Here is a 19,027-nt window from a genome sequence, read left to right as displayed (position 1 = left end):
AGTTCGCGGTGCGCTACGGCCTCTGAGGGCCCGGGCGAGTTCGCGGTGCGCTACGGCCTCTGAGGACCCGGACGAGTTCGCGGTGCGCTACGGCCTCTGAGGGCCCGGGCGAGTTCGCGGTGCGCTACGGCCTCTGAGGGCCCGGGCGAGTTCGCGGTGCGCTACGGCCTCTGAGGGCCCGGGCGAGTTCGCGGTGCGCTACGGCCCTTGAGCGCTCGGGCGGGGTTGCGGTGGGCCGCAGCCTCTGAGGGCCCGGACCGGGGCGCGGTCGCGGTGTGTTACGGCCGCCGGGCCGCCACCGGGACGCGGACGGCGCCGTGGGCGAGCAGGCTCTCGGCGCAGTCCAGCACCGCCTGCCGGGCGGGGCGCGGCTGCCAGCCCAGCAGCCGCGCCGCCTTCTCGGTGGTGTGCCGGTTGCGCCGGCCCAGCGCCGGGGTGATCTCGCGCAGCGCGGGGTCCCGGAAGCGGGCCGCGAGGCGTACGGCGAAGTCCGGCAGCCGGCGGGTGGAGACCTGCCGCCCGCGCTCGCCGAGCCCCTCCCGCAGCACCCGCGCCAGGTCCGCCATCCACACGAACTCGCCGGTGGCGAGGAAGCGTTCGCCCGCCGCGGCCGGTGAGGTCATCGCCCTGAGATGGACGTCGACCAGGTCCCGGACGTCCACCACCTCGAGACCGATCCGCGGCACCCCCGGCATCGCCCCGGACAGCATCCGGGCGACGATCCCGACGGAGCCGGCCGCGTCCGCCGTCAGCACCGGCCCGAACACCGCGCCGGGCAGCACGGTGGTCAGCTCGGTCGGCCCGTCGTACCCCCGCATGAACTCCCAGGCCGCCAGCTCGGCGAGGGTCTTCGACCGGCGGTAGGGGATCAGCGTCGGATCCCCCGGATCGGTCCACAGCGTCTCGTCGGTGACGCCCTGCGAGGCGTACGACGACGGGCTCGCGGCGTTCGCGGCCGACGTCATCACCACCCGCCGCACCCCCGCCGCGGTGGCCGCCCGCAGCACGCGCAGGGTGCCGTCCCGGGCCGGGGTCACCAGGTCGGGGGAGTCGGCGGTCACGCCCAGCGGCGAGGCTACGTGCAGCACCCGGTCGACACCCCGCATCGCGGCGTCCCAGCCGGCGTCGGCGGTCAGGTCGGCGACGGCGAAGTCCAGTCGGCCGGCCGGGTCGACGACGGTCGAGACGGCGTCGCGGACCGCCCGCTCCCGGCCCGGCGCCCGCACGGTCGCCCGCACCTCGTAGCCGCGCTTCAGCAGCTCGGCGACGCACCAGCCGGCGATGTACCCGGTGCCACCGGTGACCAGAACGAGTTCGGGCATGACTGACCTCCACGGATGCACTGGGATGTGCCAGAATCGGCAATGAAACGGAGACCCCTCCGCTACGTCTCCCAACGTACCGGAGGGGTCTCCGGATAGCAATCCACACCGGACGGACGACCAACACCGTGAACCCGCAGCCCTCGAAACCGACCCGGAAGGACGCCCGGGACAACCGGGACCGCATCCTCTCCGTGGCCCGGGCGGAGCTCGCCGCCTCCACCACGGCCTCGCTCTCCGCGATCGCCCGCAAGGCCGGCGTCGGCATCGGCACGCTCTACCGGCACTTCCCGACCCGGGAGGCGCTGATCATGGAGCTGTACCGGCACGACCTCCAGCACCTGATCGACCTCGCGCCGCGGCTGCTCGGCACGCATCCGCCGCTGGAGGCGCTGCGCCGCTGGTTCGACGAGGTCGCCCACTACGGCCGGCTCAAGTTCGGCGTATCCGAGGTCGTGCACGCGGCGACCGGCGGCGCCGCCGAAGACCCGATGTACGGCCCGTTCGTCGACGCCATCGGCGTCCTGCTGGACGCCGGCGCGGCGGACGGCAGCCTCAAGCCCGGCATCGACCCGGAGGACGTGCTCCTCCAGCTCAGCGTCCTGTGGCGGATCGACCCCGCGCGCGGTGACGCCGAGGCACGGGCGGCGCGGATCCTGGCGCTGATCGTGGACGGGCTGCGGGCCTGACACGACGGACGGCGGGGCGGGGACCGTGTCTCCGGTCCCCGCCCCGCCGTGGCAGGAGTGTCCGCGGGTGTCAGGCGCCGCGGACCTCCGCGATCGTGACCGGCCGGTGCTCGTGCAGGGACAGCGTGCAGGCGTCGGCGATCCAGCCGGCCTCCAGGGCGTCCTCGACGGTGCAGGGGGAGGGCCGGGTGCCGGCCACGACCTCGGTGAAGGCGGTGAGCTCGGCGCGGTAGGCCGCCGTGAAGCGGTCCATGAAGAAGTCGTGCGGGGTGCCCGCCGGGAAGGTCACGCCGGGCTCGACCGAGCGCAGCGGCAGCTTGTCCTCCAGGCCGACGGCGATGGAGTCCGCGAAGCCGTGCAGCTCCATGCGGACGTCGTAGCCCCGGGCGTTGTGACGGGAGTTGGAGACCACCGCGATGGTGCCGTCGTCCAGGGTGAGGATCGCGCCGGTGGTGTCGGCGTCACCGGCCTCCTTGATGTACTCGGCGCCCCGGTTGCCGCCGACCGCGTACACCTCGGTGACCTCACGGCCGGTCACCCAGCGGATGATGTCGAAGTCGTGCACGGAACAGTCCCGGAAGATCCCGCCGGACGCGGCGATGTACGCGGCCGGCGGCGGGGCCGGGTCCAGGGTGGTGGAGCGGACGGTGTGCAGCTTCCCCAGCTCGCCCGCCTGGACGGCGGCCCGGGCGGCGACGAAGCCCGCGTCGAAGCGGCGGTTGTAGCCGATCTGGATCGGCACACCGCTGCCCTGCACGGCCCGGAGCACCTCGACGCCCTCGGCCATCGTCTTCGCGACCGGCTTCTCGCAGAAGACCGGGACACCGGCCTCGACGCCGGCCAGGATCAGCGCCGGGTGGGCGTCGGTGGCGGCGGCCACGACGATGCCGTCCACACCGGCGGCCAGCAGCGCCTCGGGCGAGTCCACGACGTCGGCACCGAACTTCTCCGCGGCGGCCTTGGCGGCGTCCGCGAACGGGTCGGTGAACACGAGCGACTCGACGACGTCGAGCCCGGAGAGGGTCTCGGCATGAAAAGCCCCGATACGACCGAGGCCGAGGATTCCGATACGCATTGAGTGTTGCTCCTTGATGTTGATATACACGGCGCCACCAGGCGCCCCGACAGGGGCGCGGGGCTGCATCTGTAAGCGGCTGCCGCCGCGTGGGCGCGACCAGCCCCGACGAACCCGCAGACGACCTACGGCCTCAGCTCTCCCGTCGCGCCGCCGCTGCCCGAAGTCCGTCCCTGAGCACCCGCGGCGCCCACCCCTCCCGCAGCGCCCGCCGCACGAGGTCCGCCTGCGAGGGCGGTGCCATGCCGTCGACCGGCGGATCGCTGTCGAGGTTGGTCGGGAACGGGTAGCCCTCGGCGCTCGCGGCGATGACGTTCTCCAGCCACGCCTCGCCCGCCCCCTCCGCGCGGCGCCGGCGCAGCACCGGGTAGACCGCGTTGGCCACCGCCTCCCGGTCCACGGTCTCCATGGCCCGCCCGAACGCCGAGGACACCTGGAGCAGGTTGGCCATCCGGCGCACGTCGAGGGTGCTGTTGGTGCCGGCCGCGTGGAACACCGCCGGGTTGAAGAACACCGCGTCGCCCTTGGCGAGGGGCAGCTGCACGTGGCGGGCCTTGAAGTAGTCCTGGAACTCCGGCCGCCGCCAGGCCAGGTAGCCGGGCTCGTAGGTCTGCGAGTAGGGCAGGTACATCGTCGGCCCCGACTCGACCGGCATGTCGCCGTGCGCGACCGCGCCCTGGAGGGTGAGCACGGGGGAGAGGCGGTGCACATGGGCCGGGTAGGCCGCCGCCGTCTCGTCGGAGAGGAAACCGAGGTGGTAGTCGCGGTGCGCGGTCTGCGCCGCGCCGCCCGGGTTGACCAGGTTGACCTGCGAGGTGATCTGGTAGCCGGGGCCCAGCCAGGCCCGGGAGACCAGGGCCACGATGTCGTTGGCGTAGTAGTCCGCGAACGCCTCCGGGTCGTAGAGCGCCGCCTTCTCCAGGGCGTTCCACACCCGCTCGTTGGCCCCTGGCGTCGCGAAGTGGTCGCCGGCCACGGCACCCGATTCGTGCTGCTCCGAGATGAGCGCCTCGAACGCCGCGGTGGCCCGGTCCACCACCTCGGGGTCGGGGAACGCGCCCCGGAAGACGGCGACGCCGGGACCGTCGGTGAGGGCGCGGACGAGTTCGGTCCGTACCGGGTGGTCCGCGCCGGCGGCGCGCAGCCGCTCGCTGTCGTAGACGAGGACGTTGTCCTCGACGGCCGAGGCGTACGGGTAGGCGGCCGGGTCCGTGGTCCGCTCGACCAGGGCACGGAAGGTGTCGAGGTCGCAGTCCTGCTGCGAGAGCCAGGCACGGCCCTGTTCAGCGGCAAGGGACATCGATGTCCTGCTTTCGGTCACGGCCGCGGTCACGGCCACGGCGGGGCTCTGCCATTCTTGTCAGCACAAACCCCTCGAACAACCAGCAGTGACCCGTCAAAAACCCCTCAAGGAGGCAGTCCGTGGGCCACCCCTTCCCCATCCGCGAGATCGCCCGTCAGGCCGGGCTCAGCGAGGCCACCGTGGACCGGGTGCTGAACGGCAGGGGCGGCGTCCGGGAGAGCACCGCCCGCGAGGTGGAGCGGGCCATCGCCGATCTGGACCGGCAGCGCACCCAGGTCCGGCTGGTGGGCCGTACCTTCATGGTCGACATCGTGATGCACGCGCCCGAGCGGTTCACGACGGCCGTGCGCGGCGCGCTGGAGGCCGAGCTGCCGGCCCTGCACCCGGCGGTGGTGCGCTCCCGTTTCCACTTCCGGGAGACCGGACCGGTGGAGGAGCTGCTGCGGACACTGGACCGGATAGCCCGCCGCGGCTCGCAGGGCGTGATCCTCAAGGCGCCGGACGTCCCCGAGGTCACCGCCGCCGTGGGGCGCCTCAGGTCGGCGGACATCCCGGTCGTCACCCTCGTCACCGACCTGCCCGCCAGCGGCCGCCTGGCCTACGTCGGCAGCGACAACCGGGCCGCCGGCGCCACCGCCGCCTACCTGATGGGCCAGTGGCTCGGCGACCGGCCCGGCAACGTCCTCACGAGCCTCAGCAGCGGCTTCTTCCGCAACGAGGAGGAGCGCGAGATGGGCTTCCGCAGCGCCATGCGGGCCCGGTACCCCGAGCGCACCCTGGTGGAGATCGCCGAGGGGCAGGGGCTGGACGCCACCCAGTACGACCTGGTCCGCGCCGCCCTGGAGCGCGACCCGGAGATCCGCGCCGTCTACTCCATCGGCGGCGGCAACATCGCCACCCTGCGCGCCTTCGACGACCTCGGCCGGGAGTGCGCCGTGTTCATCGCCCACGACCTCGACCACGACAACACCCGGCTGCTGCGCGAGCACCGCCTGTCCGCCGTCCTCCACCACGATCTGCGCCAGGACATGCGCGAGGCCTGCCACCTGGTGATGCGCGCCCAGGGCGCGCTGCCCCCGGCGGGCCCGACCCTGCCGTCGGCGATCCAGGTGGTCACGCCGTACAACATGCCCGCGCCCACCGCCCGCTGAGCGCGTTCGCGACTCGCCGGGGCGCTCACGACGCGCCGGGGCACGCTCGCGACGCGCCGGGGCGGGCCTACGACGCGCCGGGCGGGCTCACAGATTGATCGCGTACGCCTTGCGCAGCGTCTCGTGCACCGTCCAGGTCGTACGGTCGCCGGCGCGCAGCACGGCCATGTCCCCGGGGCCCACGGTGAACGTCGCCCCGCCCTCGACCTCGATCGTCGCCGACCCGCTGACCACCACGAACAGCTCGTCCGCCTCGGTGTCGGTGACCACACCCGGGGTGATCTGCCAGATGCCGCGGAGCTGCCTGCCGTCGGCCGACTCCCAGACCACCTTCCCGGTGACCTCGGGCGTGCCGGAGACGATCTGCGCCGGGTCCAGCGGATCGGGTTCGAGTTCGGCGTCGGGGATGTGCAGGGCGAAGCTGTGCGTCGTCATACGGCGACCCTAGCGAGCCGGCCGGTGTCCCGGCCGTGGACAGGGTGTGGGGCATCCGGCCTGGTGGGAGGACACTTCGTCGGGCCATGCCCGGTGGCGGCCGGGCCCGGCCCGGGTGATCGTGGAGGGCATGCCCGACTCCCCGGCGGCCGTGGCCCGGTCGCGCGCGCACGACACCCGCGAGGCCGTCCTGTTCGGCGGGGTCTACGGCGCCGTGCTGGCCTGCTCGATGGTGGCCGCACTCACCCAGTACGGGCACACCTCCGCGGCCAGCCGCCGCTACGACGCCCTCTGGCTCCTGGTCACCGCCTGCGCCTCCGCCCTGGCCCACGGCTACGCCCACTACATCGCGGAGCGAGCCCCGCACCAGCGCTGGGACGCGCTGCACACCCTGGCCGACGAGTGGCCGCTGGTCACGGCCGTCCTGCCCACCGTCTTCCTGCTCGCCGGCGCCGGCTGGGGCTGGTGGCCGCCGAAGGGCGTCGAGTACCCGGCCTTCGTTCTGAACATCGTGATCCTGTTCGGCCTCGGACTCGTCACCGCCCGCTGGTCGGCGCGGAGTTGGCCCAAGGCCGTGCTCATCGGCACGCTCGACGCGTTGCTCGGGGTGATCGTGGTGGTCGCCAACGCGCTCATCAAGTGACTGCCGAGCCGATCCGGAAGCGTGCGCCGGGTCGATCCGGACGTGTGCGCCGAGTTGATCCGGTTCCTTGAACGGTCAACGGGCTTACGATCACTCAAAGTCACTGTTCCTCCGGGCAAGGAGCCGGCATGACAACCGAAGACGTGGTCACCGCGGAGGCCGTCGACAGCCTGCGGGGCACCGACGACCCCCGGCTGCGCGAACTGCTCACCGCGCTGATCCGCCATCTGCACGCCTTCACCCGTGAGACCCGGCTGACCCAGCGGGAGTGGGAGGCGGCGATCGCGTTCCTCACCGAGACCGGGCAGACCTGCACGGACACCCGGCAGGAGTTCATCCTGCTCTCCGACGTCCTGGGCCTGTCGATGCTGGTCGAGACGGTCAACGGGCAGAGCGACCCCGGCAGCACCGAGTCGACCGTCCTCGGCCCCTTCCACATGACCGAGTCCCCGGTCCGGGAACTCGGCGCCGGCATCGACCTGATGGGCACCGGTGAACCCTGCGTGGTCAGCGGTGTCGTCCGCTCCGCCGACGGCACCCCGCTGCCCGGCGCGGTCCTGGACGTGTGGCAGGCCGACCCGCACGGCTTCTACGACGTGCAGCAGCCCGGCGTGCAGCCGCCCGGCAACGGCCGAGGCCTGTTCACCGCCGACCACGAGGGCCGCTTCCGGTTCCGGACCTGTCTGCCCAGTGCCTACCCGATCCCGACCGACGGCCCGGTGGGCGGCCTGCTGAAGGCCACCGGACGGCACCCCTACCGCCCCGCCCACATCCACTTCATCGTCTCGGCCGCGGGACACGCGCCGGTGACCACGCACATCTTCGTCGCCGGCGGCGAGTATCTGGACTCCGACGCGGTGTTCGCGGTCAAGGAGAGCCTGGTCAAGGACTTCACCCCGACCGACGACCCGGCCCTGGCCGCGGAGTACGGGGTGCCGAACCCGTTCCGGCACGCCCGCTTCGACCTGGTCCTGGAGCGCTCGTGAACCCCTTCGACTTCGTGTACGAGACCCGTCCCGCCCGGGTGGTCTTCCGGCCCGGCGCCGCGCTCACCGCACCCGCCGAGGAGGCCCGGCACCTGGGGCTGCGGCGGCTGCTGGTGCTCAGCGGCGAGCGGGGTGCGGACACCGCCCGGGCGGTCGCCGACTCACTCGGGGACGCCTGCGCGGGCCTGCACACCGGGGCCCGGATGCACGTCCCCGTGGAGGTCGCCGAGCGGGGCGTCGAGGCGGCGCGGGCCGCGGGCGCCGACGGCTGTGTGGCCGTCGGCGGCGGCTCGGCCATCGGCCTCGGCAAGGCCGTCGCCCTGCGCACCGGACTCCCGCTGATCGCCGTCCCCTCGACCTACGCCGGCTCCGAGATGACCCCGGTCTGGGGCCTGACCGAGCACGGCGTCAAGCGCACCGGCCGCGACCCCGTCGTCCTGCCCCGCAGCGTCGTCTACGACCCCGAGCTCACCCTCTCCCTGCCCGTCCCGCTCTCCGTGACCAGCGGGATCAACGCCCTCGCCCACGCCGTCGAGGCGCTGTACGCCCCCGACGGCTCGCCACTGGTCGCGCTGATGGCCGAGGAGGGCGTACGGGCGCTGGCGGGCGCGCTGCCCGAGATCGCCGCCGCACCGGAGTCGGTGCCGGCCCGCTCCCGCGCCCTGTACGGCGCCTGGCTGTGCGGGGCCTGCCTCGGCGCCACCACCATGGGTCTGCACCACAAGCTCTGCCATGTCCTCGGCGGCACCTTCGGCCTCCCGCACGCCGAGACCCACACCGTCGTCCTGCCCTACGCCCTCGCCTTCAACGCGCCCGCCGCCCCGGAGGCGTCCGCCGCCGTCGCCCGGGCCCTCGGCGCGGACGACGCCCCGACCGCCCTCCAGGAACTGGCCGCCCGCCTCGGCGCACCCCGCTCCCTCGCGGAACTCGGCCTGAAGGAAGCGGACCTGGCGGTGGCCGCGGACCAGGTCGCCGGGCAGCCGTACGCCAACCCGAGACCGGTCACGACCGACGGGGCGCTGAGCGTGCTGCGCGCGGCGTACGAGGGCGGGCCGGTCCGGTAGGGGCGGCGTGGTGCCCCGCACGGTCGTTCCCTTCCGCGCGTGTCTGCTCGGTTACCATGCGCGATGTGAACTCACGGGTGGCGCGGGGACTTTGGGCAGTGGCGGGCGCCGCCGGGGCGTTCGCCGCGGTCGCCGCGGGCTGGCAGGTACTGGGCGACGTGGGACCGGAGCAGTTCGCGTTCGCCGGAGTGAGCGCGCTGATCGGCGGAGCGCTCGCCTGGTTCCAGGCCGAGGGCACCGCGCGGCCGTCGGTGCCACAGCGTCCGGTGCCCCGGGAACTACCCCGTGACATCGCCGACTTCACCGGCCGTGGGCCCGAACTGTCCCGGCTCGACGACCTGTTGCGTACGAGAGACCGATCGACCGGGCCGCTCGTCGCGATCTCCGGCAGGGGCGGCCTGGGCAAGACGACGCTCGCGGTACGGGCCGCCCAGCGGGTGGCGGCCGACTTCCCCGACGGGCAGCTCTTCACGAACCTGCGCGGGTACGACGCCACGCCGGCCGAACCGGCCGAGGTGCTGGGCAGCTTCCTGCGGTCGCTGGGCACCGACCCGCATGCCGTTCCCGACGCCCAGCAGGACCGCGAGCAGATGCTGCGCACGCTGACCGCCGGACGCCGGCTGCTCATCGTCCTCGACAACGCCAACGGACCCGGACAGGTGCGGCCGCTTCTTCCTGGTGGGCCGGACTCCGCGGTGGTCGTCACCAGCCGGGTCCCGCTGAGCAGCATCGAGGGGGCGCACCCGCTCGTCCTCGGCCTCCTGCAGCCCGGCGAGGCGGTCGAGCTGCTGGGCCGGATCGCAGGTCCGGACCGGGTGGCGAACGACCCGCGGGACGCGGAGCGGCTGGTGGCCCTGTGCGGGCACCTGCCGCTGGCGATACGCATCGCGGGGGCGCGCCTGGCCGAGCGTCCGGACCTCGGCCTGTCCGCCCTGGTGGAGCGCCTGGCCGACGAACGGCACCGGCTGGACCAACTGGAGATCGGAGATCTCGATGTGCGGTCCACCTTCATGATCAGCTATCAGGGGCTGCCGGACGAGCAGCAGCGGGCGTTCCGGCTGCTCGGCCGCTTTCCCGGACCCGACTTCGCGGCGTGGCCGCTCGCCGCGCTCATGGACATCGCGCCCCGCGACGCCGAGCGCCACCTGGACGCCCTCGTGACCGCCCAACTGCTCGACCCCGTACGCCCCGACGAGACGGGCGCCCCCCGCTACCGGTTCCACGACCTGCTGCGCGCACTCGCCGCCGAGCAGCCCGAACCCGAGGCCGAAGCCGACGCCGCGGCCGGCCGGCTGCTCGGTGCGTACCTCACGCTCGCCGCCGCGGCGGAGGACCGGTTCCAGCCGGGGGAGCTGCGCAAGACCAGTACCCACCCGCGCTACGAGATCGATGCCGAGTACCGCAACCGGCTGCTGCGTGACCCGGTCGCGTGGTTCATCGCCGAGCGGCACAACGTCGTGCCGTGCGTGCGGTTCGCACACGAACGGCAGCGCTGGGACGCGGCATGGGAACTCGCCCACATCGCCGCTCCGTTCTTCGAGATGCTGGCCACCTGGGACGACTGGGATGCGGCGTTGGGCCTGGCGCTGGCCGCCGCCCGGCACTCCGGGAACCGCTGGGCGGAGTCGATCACGTTGTTCGACGCCGGGGCGCTCTCCCGCTACCTGGGCCGGCCCGACGAGGCGATGGCCGCCTACGAGGAGGCGCTGGCCGGGTACGAGGCATCCGGCGACCGGCACGGTATGGCCGCGGTCAGGTTGGTGCAGGGCATCGTCCACCGCAATCGGGGCGAGCGGGACACGGCGGCGGAGCGGCTGACCACCGCCGCGGAGCAGCTGGAGGCCGCCGGGGACCGCCGGCTCGCCGCGCAGGCACGGCGCAGTCTCGCGGTCGTCCGCTGCGGCCAGGGGCGTCTCGGCGAAGCCGTCGCGCTGTTCCGGCAGGCCCTGGCGGAGTTCCACGATCTCGGGGACAGACGGGCCGAGGCCTTCGCCTGGCGTGGACTCGCACAGGCCCAGCTCGACAACGGCGACCTGGCCGCGGCGGCGACTGCCTTCGGCAGAAGCCTGGAACTGACCCGGGAACTGCACGATCGCCGGGGCGAGGCCCGGGCACTGCAAGGACTCGGCCGGGTCGAATCCGCCCTGGGCTCGACCGCTGCGGCGCTGCGCCGGTTCACCCAGGCCAGGGAGATCGCCGAGGAGACCAACGACCAGGTCCTCGACAGCGAACTGAACGACGACATCACTTCCGTGCCCCAGGCGTAGCCGACCCGGCTGAACGTCCGGCCGTGGTGCCGGGCGGCCAGGTGGCCCGGGTCCGGTCCGGTGGCCGGGCCGGGCCGTGGCAGCCGGGTCCTCGCGCTGCCCGGCCTCAGCCCGGTGCCGATCCGAAGCCAGGAGGGGAGCCGAAGCCAGGAGCGGAGCCGAAGCCAGGAGGGGAGCCGAAGCCAGGAGGGGAGCCGGAGTCGGGAGCGGAGCCGTCGGTGGCGGGGAGGCCGAGCCGTTCGAGGAGGCCGGTACGCAGTGGATCGGTGTCCGGGAGGCCGAGTTCGGTGGTGATGGCCAGTGCCTGGGTCCACGCGGTGCGGGCGGGATCCGGGCGGCCGGTGGCGTCGTGGATGTCGCCGAGGCAGACGAGACCGGCGGCCTCGCCGTGCCGGTCGCCCGTCTGGTGGAACAGGTCGAGGGCCTGCTGATAGCGGTCGACCGCCTCGGCGTGCCGGCCGAGCCGGTGGAGGATGTAACCGAGGCTGTCCTGGATGTGGGCCTGCCCGTTGAGGTCCCCGGTCTCCTGGGCCGGCTGCAGGGCCTGCCGGCAGTACGTCAGGGCCTGCTGGTGGTCGCCGAGCTGGGCGAGTATCCAGCCGATGTGGTTCAGCGCGGCGGACTGCCCGGCCCGGTCGTCGACGGCACGGTGGTGCGCGAGGCTGTCGTGGGCGTGGCCGAGCGCCTGCTGATGCCGGCCCTGGGCCTCGGACATCCGGGACAGGTGCTGGTGGATACGGGCCTGCCCGGCATGGTCGCCGACCTCGCCGAACAGCTCCAGCGCGCGCAGATAGTGCGCGCGGGCCGCGTCCGGACGGTCCAGCCGGTCCTCGGCGAGCCCGAGACCCCGGTGGGCCTCCGCCTCTCCGACGACGTCGCCCGCGCGCCGGGCGGCGTCCAGCGCCGCGGTGTGCGCGGCGATCAGCGCGCGCCGGTTGCCGTGCCGGTCGAGATAGGTCGTCAGCGCCGAGGCCAGCCGCCAGGTGTGGCTGTGCAGGCCGGCCGCGGGCGCCTGCTCCACCGCGGCGAGCAGGACCGGATGCTCGGCGGTGAACCAGGCCTGTGCCTGCCGGTGACCCGACAACTCCTGGGGCGCGGACCCCGGTTGGGCGGCCGGCAGGGGAGTGGGGCTGGGCCGGGGGGTCAGCAGGGCGTCCGCCCGGTGCGCGGTGTGGAGGTAGTGGTCGAACATGCGGTGCGCCGCGGTGCGCCGGGTGTCCTCGTCGTCGTGCGTGGCGACCAGCTCGGCCGCGTAGGCGCGCAGCAGGTCGTGGAAGGCGTACCGGCCGGCGGGCTGTTCGGTGAGCAGATGTCCGCGGACCAGCTCGGTCACCAACGCGCGGGCGCGGGCGGCGGGTACGCCGGCCAGCGCGGCGACGGCCGGCAGCGCTGCGTCCGGGCCGGGATGCAGGCCCAGTAATCGGAAGAGCCGGGCGGCCTCCGGGCCGAGCGCACGGTACGACCAGGAGAACACCGCCCGTACCTCGCTGCTCGCCTCCCCGCCGTCCAGGGCGTCCAGTCGCCGGTCGGCCAGGCGCAGCTCCTCGGCGAGGGCGGCCAGCGGCAGTTCGGGCTGCGCGGCGGCACGGGCGGCGACGATCGCCAGCGCGAGCGGCAGGCCCGCGCACCGGCGGACGATCTCCGCCACGGCAGCGGGGTCGGCCGTCACCCGCTGCGCGCCGAGCCGGCGGATCAGCAACTCCCTGGCCTCCTCGGCGGCGAGCATGCCGAGGGTCAGCAGCTGTGCCCCCTCGGTGGCCGCGAGACCCGTCAGCGACCTCCGGCTGGTGATCAACGCCAGGCACCCGGGCGCCCCGGGCAGCAGCGGACGGACCTGCTCGGCGTCGCGTGCGTTGTCCAGTACGACCAGCACCCGACGCCCCGTCAGGAGACTGCGGTACAGGCCGATCTGGGCCTCCAGACCGGCCGGGATCCGGGCCGGCGGCACACCCAGGGCGTCCAGGAACCCCCGTACCGCCTCGGCGGGGCCCATCACCGAGCCGCTGGGCGTGAAGCCGCGCAGGTTCACGTACAACTGGCCGTCGGGGAAGGCTCGTTGGGCTCTGCGTGCCCAGTGCACGGCCAACGCGGTCTTGCCCACTCCGGCCGTGCCCGACACCGCCGTGATCACCACCGCCGACGGCTGGTCCGCCGCCGAGGCGAGGACGGCCTCCAGCCGGGCGAGTTCCGCGCCGCGACCGATGAAACCCTGGACCCCCATGGGGAGTTGGCCGGGTGCCGCACCCGGCCAGGGCGTCGCACCCGGCCAGGGCGTCGCCGCGATCGCCGGCCGCGCCGGGGGAGCGGCCTGGACCGGCGTACGGGACGGCGGCCGTGCGACGGACCCGGCCAGGCCACCCCGCAGGATCGCCTCGTGGACCTTGCGCAGTTCCGCACCGGGGTCCGTGCCGAGCTCCTCGGCGAGCCGCTTGCGGACGGCGGCGTAGCAGTCCAGTGCCTCCGCGCTGCGGCCGGCGGCGTACAGCGCCCGCATCAGCGCCTCGGTCAGCGGTTCCACGAGCGGGTAGGCGTCGAGGAGTTCGGCCAGCGGGCCGATCACGGCGACGGGATCGCTGACGCGCGACTCCGCATGGGCCCAGGCGACGGCGGCGTCCACGTGCTGCCGCCGCCAGGCCTCGCGGACCTGTGCCGCCCACTGCCCGCCGAGCCCGGCCAGCGGTTCCCCGTGCCAGAGCCCGAGCGCCTCGCGCAGCAGCGTCGCCCGCGCCTCGTCCGTCCGCCCCGTCTCCCGGGCCCGGCCCGCCAGCTGCCGGAACCGATGGATGTCCACCTGGTCCTCGCGGGCCTCCAGCAGGTATCCGCCGGAGCGGCGCACCAGACGCAATCGAGGTTCTCCCGAGCCCTCGGTCTGCTCGCACAGCCGGCGCAGCCGGGCGACATGGGCGTGCAACGCGCGCCGCGCCCCGTCCGGCGGATCGGCGCCCCACACCCGTCTGACCAGTACGTCGGCCGGGACGGGCCGGCCGGTGTCCACCGCCAGCGCGGCCAGCACGGTCCGCCGCTGCGGTGGCCCGACCTCGGCGGTCCGGCCCTGAATCTGGAGCTCCACGGGTCCGAGAAGGCGTAATTCCACCACGACATTCACACTCCCCGCACAGCTGTTCTTCACCTCGCGCACACATTCTCGCGCTGGGCGACAACCTATCGACAACGTTCTCAGCCACACTCGAACTTCAGTCTGATGACGCGGACTTCAGTCTGCTGGGGCGTGGAGTCTCCACGCACGGCGGCGCACCGCACACGGGGACCGGCGGCACGGGGCGCCGGTCGAGCGGTATCCGGGGGAGAGCGACGTGAACGAACAACGGGGAGCAACAGCCACGAGAACGGCGGAATCACCAGCAACGAGAACGGCGGAATCACCGGTGCGACGGCCGGACCGCCCGTACGAGCCGCGGGCACAGCGCACGGCGCCGCCCGCGCCGCCCGCTCCGCACCCGTCGGACGGCGGCGGACGCAGTGTGCTGGAGGGCGCCTTCGCGCTGCTGGGGGCGGTGGAGCGGGCCGAAGAGGCCGGACTGACCAGGCTCGCGGCGGAGTGCGGCCTGCCCAAGACGACCTCGTACCGGCTGCTGGAGCAACTGGTCGAACTGGGTGCCGTCGAGCGGAGCCGCAAGGGCTACCGCATGGGGCCGCGGATCTTCCGGCTCGGGCAGGGCTGGCAGCCGTACCCGGGCCTGCGCGGCGCCGCCCGGGCACCGGCCCGCCGCCTCGCGCGCGTCACGGGCGCGTCGGTCGGGCTCAACGTACTGCGGGAGGGCCAGACCCTGGTCCTGGACTGGACGCCCGGCGAGAGCGCCGGGGGGCCCGGCCGATCGCTCGAGAGCGGGGTCTGGCCGTGGTACACCGCGGCGGGCAAGGTGCTGGTCGCCGGGGCGCGTCCGCGGCTCCCGCTGGGCCCGCTGCCCGGGTCCTGGCACCGGCAGGCCGAGGCGATCCGGGAGCGGGGCGTCGCCTTCGACCGGGAGGAGGTGACGGCCGGCGTGTGCTGTGTGGCTGTGCCGGTACCCGGCCCGAACGGCGCGCCGGTGGCGTCCCTGAGCCTCGTGACCGATCCCGCGCACAGTCTGGACCGGCTCGCGGGCGTGGTGCAGCAGACGGGACGGATGATCGGCGCCGCGCTGCGCGGCCGGTGAGCCGACGAGAAGGGCGCCGGGCCGGGCGGAACCCCAGCCCGGGCGCCCCTTTTCAAGAGCCCGGAGCAGAGGTCGTACCGGCCGTGCGGCGCAGCCACATGTTGCGGCAGGAGATGCCGTACCTGTTGAGGTCGGAGCGCTTCTCGAAGGCCTCCCCCTGGTCGGTGGAGAGCCAGTCCCGCACGGCCGACACGACTCCGCCGGTCTCGCCCGGCGGCTTGATGTGGACGCACAGTTCGGGCACGTCTATGACGCCGTCCTCGACCACGAAGAAGCCGTCCTCGGGGACGAACCGTGCGTAGTGGGACAGCGCGGCGTAGGTGGTTTCGTAGGCGTGCCGGGTGTCCTCGACCACGAGACAGCGCGCTCCCTGCGGTATGCACTCGGCGACCCGGACGCCGGTGGCCGGATCGAGTACGTCCCCTTCCAGCAGGGTGATGTGTTCGGCGTAGCCGGGGTCGGCCGCGGCCAGGACGTCATGGGTGTGTTTCTGGGAGAGGTCGACGGAGACCACCCGGATGTCCTGGGGAACCAGACCGTAGGCGGCCAGGATGCGCAGCCGATCCCGGAACCACAGCGCCGAGCCGCCCGAGTGGGTCCCGAGCTCCACGACGACCTGGGCCCGGGAGAGCCACAGCAGATGTTCGAACATCCGCAGATCCTCGGGGAATTTCATGAGACGGACACCCGCGTACGAATCATGCACATGCTGGCCCACGCGATCCTGCCAGTAGGTCAGCAGACTGCCTTCGGCGGCGGCCCGCACCTCGGGCGGAAGCGCTTCGGGGTCGTGCACGTGGGGCGGAAGGACCACGGAATCCTGGTCGGCCATCTTTTCTTCCTTTCGGGGGTGGGCAAGGAAAACGTCGTCACAGGCCGGCGAGGCGGTCGCCGGTCAACCTCTTGACCTCGTACGACTCGGGAAGTTGCCGGGCGACATCGATGTCGCCCCCGTCGATCCGAAGCATGTGGCCTTGAGTTCGTGATCCGAGGCCGGGAAAACGGAGAGCACGCAGCCTGCGCGCACGTTGATTCGCCTTTCGTGAATGGTGGGGGGGCTTGGCGGCCGGCGTGAGAACGCGGCGGGCGGCCGGTGGCTGCGTGGCGTCTGCGGCCACGGGGATCCCCGGCGCCAGAGCCTGCCGGTCGGAGGAGTCATTCGGCCGGCACGGGACCACCTGTGCCGACGGGTGGTCGTGAAGGGGGGTGGGATCCGGCCGTGCCGGTTGCACGACGGCCGGTCCTGGGTCGCATCGCCGGCCCGCCTAAGCGGAGAAGCTACCACCGCTTAAGGGTGCCGGGAAGGGCTTTCTCGTGGTGCGGCAGGCCTGGTAGGCAGAAAATGCTGCCTACCAGGGCAGATTGAGGGGGTGATGGCGAGGGCGGCGCGACTGCCGCTCGGTCCGTCGGGTGCCTCATCGGGCAGCGGCGGGCCACGGTGCACCGACGCGGACGACGCGGAAGCGCACGTGCAGGAGGGGGCAAAGGGGGCTGAAGTCGTGGCAACGCGCCGAGCGGCCGACGCCGTCGACTGCCGGATGTTCCCGGCGGCTGCCCGAACGTGCACATCTGTGCAAGGAGTTGGTCTTCCTCCCCCTCCGGAGCTCCGGCCGGGCAGGTGGCGGCCCCGGTGTGCGCGCACCGTCGTGGGGGCGACGGCGGCGACCCGGTTGTGTGTGCTTTCCGTGTTTGCGCGCGAGCGGAGCGGTGAAGATCCCTTCCCATGTGCCGTCGACCGTCCGCCCGCGCGCCCGCCGCCCTGGTGCCCACCCGATGGGAATCGGCCGAACAGGTGCTGAATACAGCCCAGTTGGCAACGCCGGAAGGCCTCCGGGGTGCCGGTCCCGGAAGCTCGGGGAACTCGCGTCATCGAAGGTCACAGGGCACGTCCTCCGTCGCCGGAGCACCCGCAGGCGGCCGTCCATCCGTGGACCCGGCTTCAAATCATGACCACAAATTCCACACAGCCCTCTCTTCAGGCGGGCCCCGATGGTCTAGATTGACCGTGCTTCGCACATGCTGGGACACGAGGCGACAAATGATGATCTATGGGTCCGTCGATGCAGACGGCTGGTGGCCGCATCTCTGGCGCCGGTCGTGGGAGTGATCAACTCCCGGGACCCGAGAGGAGCTTCGGGTGCGGGGAGCACCCGGGGTCTCGACGGGCTCCCGTACACCTCGGGAGCCTGGCAGGGCAGGCAAGTCCGCTGCGGCAAGGGCGGGTTGTTCAAGTAGCGCTGAAGTAGCCGGGATGTCATACGCGGGGGGCGGGGGCCACCTGCGGGAAGAACAGCGCGGCGCGGGGAGCCGGGGGGCCTCCCGGGGGCGGAAGCGGTCGGGAGGCGGGGGTCTCCCGGGGGAGGAACCGTGTCAGTGCACCATGTCGAACCACTGGGGACCGGGGGGTTTCTGTGCGGCAGGGGGGACTAGTCGGCCCTTTTCCGCCGGCGCGCGGGCGTCTGGCGAACGGGGCGGTCAACAGGCCTGCGATCGAGTGGGAGCAGCGGTACAGACGTACCGTGATCATCAGCGACACCCTGGCCACCGCCTTCGTGGTGGCGGGGATCGGAGAGTTCTTCGGGGCCCGGGACGCGGCCAACTGGCACGAGAAATGGGGGATTCTCGCCTTCGGCACCGAACTGCTGGTGCTGTCGGCGCTGGTGGTGGGCCGGTCGTGGGCCCCGGCCGTGCTCGGCCAGGGTGCCGAGGAGTTCCGCCGGCTCGGACGCTCGCTGTTCGCGGCGACCGTCGTCCTGGCGCTCGGCGGTATCGCCCTCACCTCGCGCAACATCAAGCTCTGGATCTTCGTCGCGATCCCCGCGATCGGGCTCGTGACCATGACCGCGCGGTATCTGCTCCGCCTCGATCTGCACAGACGGCGCAAGGACGGGCGGTGCCTGAGACCGGTGCTCGCCGCCGGCAGCCCGGCCACCGTGGGCGACCTGATCGGCCGGACCCGCAAGTTCCCGCACATCGGCTGGCGGGTGGAGGCGGTGTGCACGACGGACGGTCGCGGGCTCGAAGGTGACGAACTGGACGGAGTACCGGTCGTCGGCCGGCTGACGGACGTCGCCAAGTACGTCCGCCACGACGGCTACCGCGTCGTCGCGGTGACACCGGACCCGTACTGGACGCCGGACCGGTTGCAGCGACTGGCCTGGAACCTCGAGGGCAGCGACGCCGAGATGGTCGTGGCCCCGGTGCTGATGGAGGTGGCCGGCCCGCGGCTGCACGTCGACGCGGTGCTCGGGATCCCGCTGCTGCGGGTCAGCCTGCCGACCTTCACCGGCGGCCGCCGGGCGATCAAGGAGGTCGTCGACCGGGTCGGCGCGGTGGTCCTGCTGATGCTGTTCGCACCGCTGATGCTGTTCGCCGCGCTGCTCGTGCTGGTGGACAGCAGGGGCGGGGCCTTCTACCGCCAGCGCAGGGTCGGCAAGGACGGCAGGGAGTTCACGATTCTCAAGTTCCGCACCATGGCCGTCGGGGCCGACCGGGCACGTGCCGAGCTCGCCGACCGCAACGAGGGCGCGGGACTGCTGTTCAAGCTCCGCCGGGATCCACGGGTGACCCGGGTGGGAGCAGTGCTGCGCCGGTACTCGGTCGACGAACTCCCGCAGCTTTTCAACGTGCTCACCGGATCGATGTCGCTCGTCGGTCCGCGGCCTCCGCTGCCGGAGGAGTGCGCCGAGTACGACCCGGACATCCGGCGAAGGCTGCTGGTCAAGCCCGGGCTCACCGGCCTGTGGCAGATCAGCGGACGCAGCGACCTGCCGTGGGAGGAGGCGGTCCGCCTCGACCTGCGGTACGTGGAGGACTGGTCGCTCGCCCTCGACACAGTGATCTTGTGGAAGACGATGCGTGCCGTCCTCCACGGACAGGGGGCCTACTGATGCGCGGGGGGCTGCGACTCAAGGGTTCCGCCGACGCGCGGACCG

At 73.1% G+C, this 19,027-nt stretch carries 14 protein-coding genes; 8 read left to right on the top strand and 6 right to left on the bottom strand.

The features are described 5' to 3' along the window. Nucleotides 1-278: 278 nt before the first annotated feature. A complete protein-coding gene (locus tag ACFWPQ_RS02970; protein WP_384029309.1) occupies nucleotides 279-1,322 on the bottom strand; it encodes an NAD-dependent epimerase/dehydratase family protein in 1,044 nt (347 codons plus the stop codon). 128 nt (nucleotides 1,323-1,450) lie between these two features. Here ACFWPQ_RS02970 and ACFWPQ_RS02965 point away from each other — a divergent pair, with 128 nt between their 5' ends. Beyond that, nucleotides 1,451-2,011, top strand: coding sequence for a TetR/AcrR family transcriptional regulator (locus ACFWPQ_RS02965; protein WP_361290843.1), 561 nt, complete (start codon nucleotides 1,451-1,453; stop codon nucleotides 2,009-2,011). A 70-nt stretch (nucleotides 2,012-2,081) separates the two neighbouring features. Here ACFWPQ_RS02965 and ACFWPQ_RS02960 read toward each other — a convergent pair whose 3' ends face one another. After that, nucleotides 2,082-3,086 (bottom strand): Gfo/Idh/MocA family oxidoreductase, encoded by a 1,005-nt coding sequence (locus ACFWPQ_RS02960; protein ID WP_384029307.1) that lies wholly within the window; start codon nucleotides 3,084-3,086, stop codon nucleotides 2,082-2,084. 133 nt (nucleotides 3,087-3,219) lie between these two features. Further along, on the bottom strand, nucleotides 3,220-4,386 hold the full coding sequence (locus ACFWPQ_RS02955) for a phytanoyl-CoA dioxygenase family protein (RefSeq protein ID WP_384029305.1): 1,167 nt from the start codon (nucleotides 4,384-4,386) through the stop codon (nucleotides 3,220-3,222). Between the two features lie 122 nt (nucleotides 4,387-4,508). Here ACFWPQ_RS02955 and ACFWPQ_RS02950 point away from each other — a divergent pair, with 122 nt between their 5' ends. Further along, the gene (locus tag ACFWPQ_RS02950; RefSeq protein ID WP_384029303.1) at nucleotides 4,509-5,540 is read left to right on the top strand and encodes a LacI family DNA-binding transcriptional regulator; all 1,032 of its coding nucleotides are present in this window, start codon (nucleotides 4,509-4,511) and stop codon (nucleotides 5,538-5,540) included. Nucleotides 5,541-5,627: 87 nt separating this feature from the next. Here the strand turns inward: ACFWPQ_RS02950 and ACFWPQ_RS02945 are convergent, their stop codons facing one another. Further along, the gene (locus ACFWPQ_RS02945; RefSeq protein WP_384029301.1) at nucleotides 5,628-5,975 is read right to left on the bottom strand and encodes a cupin domain-containing protein; all 348 of its coding nucleotides are present in this window, start codon (nucleotides 5,973-5,975) and stop codon (nucleotides 5,628-5,630) included. A 130-nt stretch (nucleotides 5,976-6,105) separates the two neighbouring features. On the opposite strand from ACFWPQ_RS02945, the gene ACFWPQ_RS02940 reads away from it, so the two are divergent. The 4 genes from ACFWPQ_RS02940 to ACFWPQ_RS02925 all read left to right on the top strand — a co-directional run bounded on the left by ACFWPQ_RS02940 (nucleotide 6,106) and on the right by ACFWPQ_RS02925 (nucleotide 10,935). Next, nucleotides 6,106-6,618, top strand: a complete 513-nt coding sequence (locus ACFWPQ_RS02940; RefSeq protein WP_384029299.1) for a hypothetical protein — start codon at nucleotides 6,106-6,108, stop codon at nucleotides 6,616-6,618. A 128-nt stretch (nucleotides 6,619-6,746) separates the two neighbouring features. Further along, nucleotides 6,747-7,604: a dioxygenase gene (locus ACFWPQ_RS02935; protein ID WP_384029297.1), complete on the top strand. Its 858-nt coding sequence runs from the start codon at nucleotides 6,747-6,749 to the stop codon at nucleotides 7,602-7,604. Beyond that, nucleotides 7,601-8,668 (top strand): maleylacetate reductase, encoded by a 1,068-nt coding sequence (locus ACFWPQ_RS02930; protein WP_384029295.1) that lies wholly within the window; start codon nucleotides 7,601-7,603, stop codon nucleotides 8,666-8,668. Before ACFWPQ_RS02935 ends, ACFWPQ_RS02930 begins: the two co-directional genes overlap by 4 nt. A gap of 65 nt (nucleotides 8,669-8,733) precedes the next feature. Further along, nucleotides 8,734-10,935 (top strand): ATP-binding protein, encoded by a 2,202-nt coding sequence (locus tag ACFWPQ_RS02925; protein WP_384029293.1) that lies wholly within the window; start codon nucleotides 8,734-8,736, stop codon nucleotides 10,933-10,935. A 106-nt stretch (nucleotides 10,936-11,041) separates the two neighbouring features. On the opposite strand, the gene ACFWPQ_RS02920 is transcribed toward ACFWPQ_RS02925, so the two are convergent. Then, the gene (locus ACFWPQ_RS02920; protein WP_384029291.1) at nucleotides 11,042-14,005 is read right to left on the bottom strand and encodes a BTAD domain-containing putative transcriptional regulator; all 2,964 of its coding nucleotides are present in this window, start codon (nucleotides 14,003-14,005) and stop codon (nucleotides 11,042-11,044) included. 316 nt (nucleotides 14,006-14,321) lie between these two features. Between ACFWPQ_RS02920 and ACFWPQ_RS02915 the strand changes: the two genes are divergently transcribed. Continuing rightward, nucleotides 14,322-15,092: an IclR family transcriptional regulator gene (locus ACFWPQ_RS02915; protein WP_384029289.1), complete on the top strand. Its 771-nt coding sequence runs from the start codon at nucleotides 14,322-14,324 to the stop codon at nucleotides 15,090-15,092. Between the two features lie 52 nt (nucleotides 15,093-15,144). Here the strand turns inward: ACFWPQ_RS02915 and ACFWPQ_RS02910 are convergent, their stop codons facing one another. Next, entirely contained in the window at nucleotides 15,145-15,924 is a 780-nt protein-coding gene (locus ACFWPQ_RS02910) for a CmcI family methyltransferase (RefSeq protein ID WP_384029287.1), read from the bottom strand. Between the two features lie 1,579 nt (nucleotides 15,925-17,503). Here ACFWPQ_RS02910 and ACFWPQ_RS02905 point away from each other — a divergent pair. Further along, complete coding sequence (locus ACFWPQ_RS02905) at nucleotides 17,504-18,982, top strand: sugar transferase (RefSeq protein WP_384029285.1); 1,479 nt, start codon at nucleotides 17,504-17,506, stop codon at nucleotides 18,980-18,982. Nucleotides 18,983-19,027 lie beyond the last annotated feature (45 nt).

The sequence above is a fragment of the Streptomyces sp. NPDC058464 genome (genome assembly GCF_042721035.1).
Lineage (GTDB): Bacteria > Actinomycetota > Actinomycetes > Streptomycetales > Streptomycetaceae > Streptomyces.
This window is presented reverse-complemented; position numbering and strand designations above follow the sequence as displayed.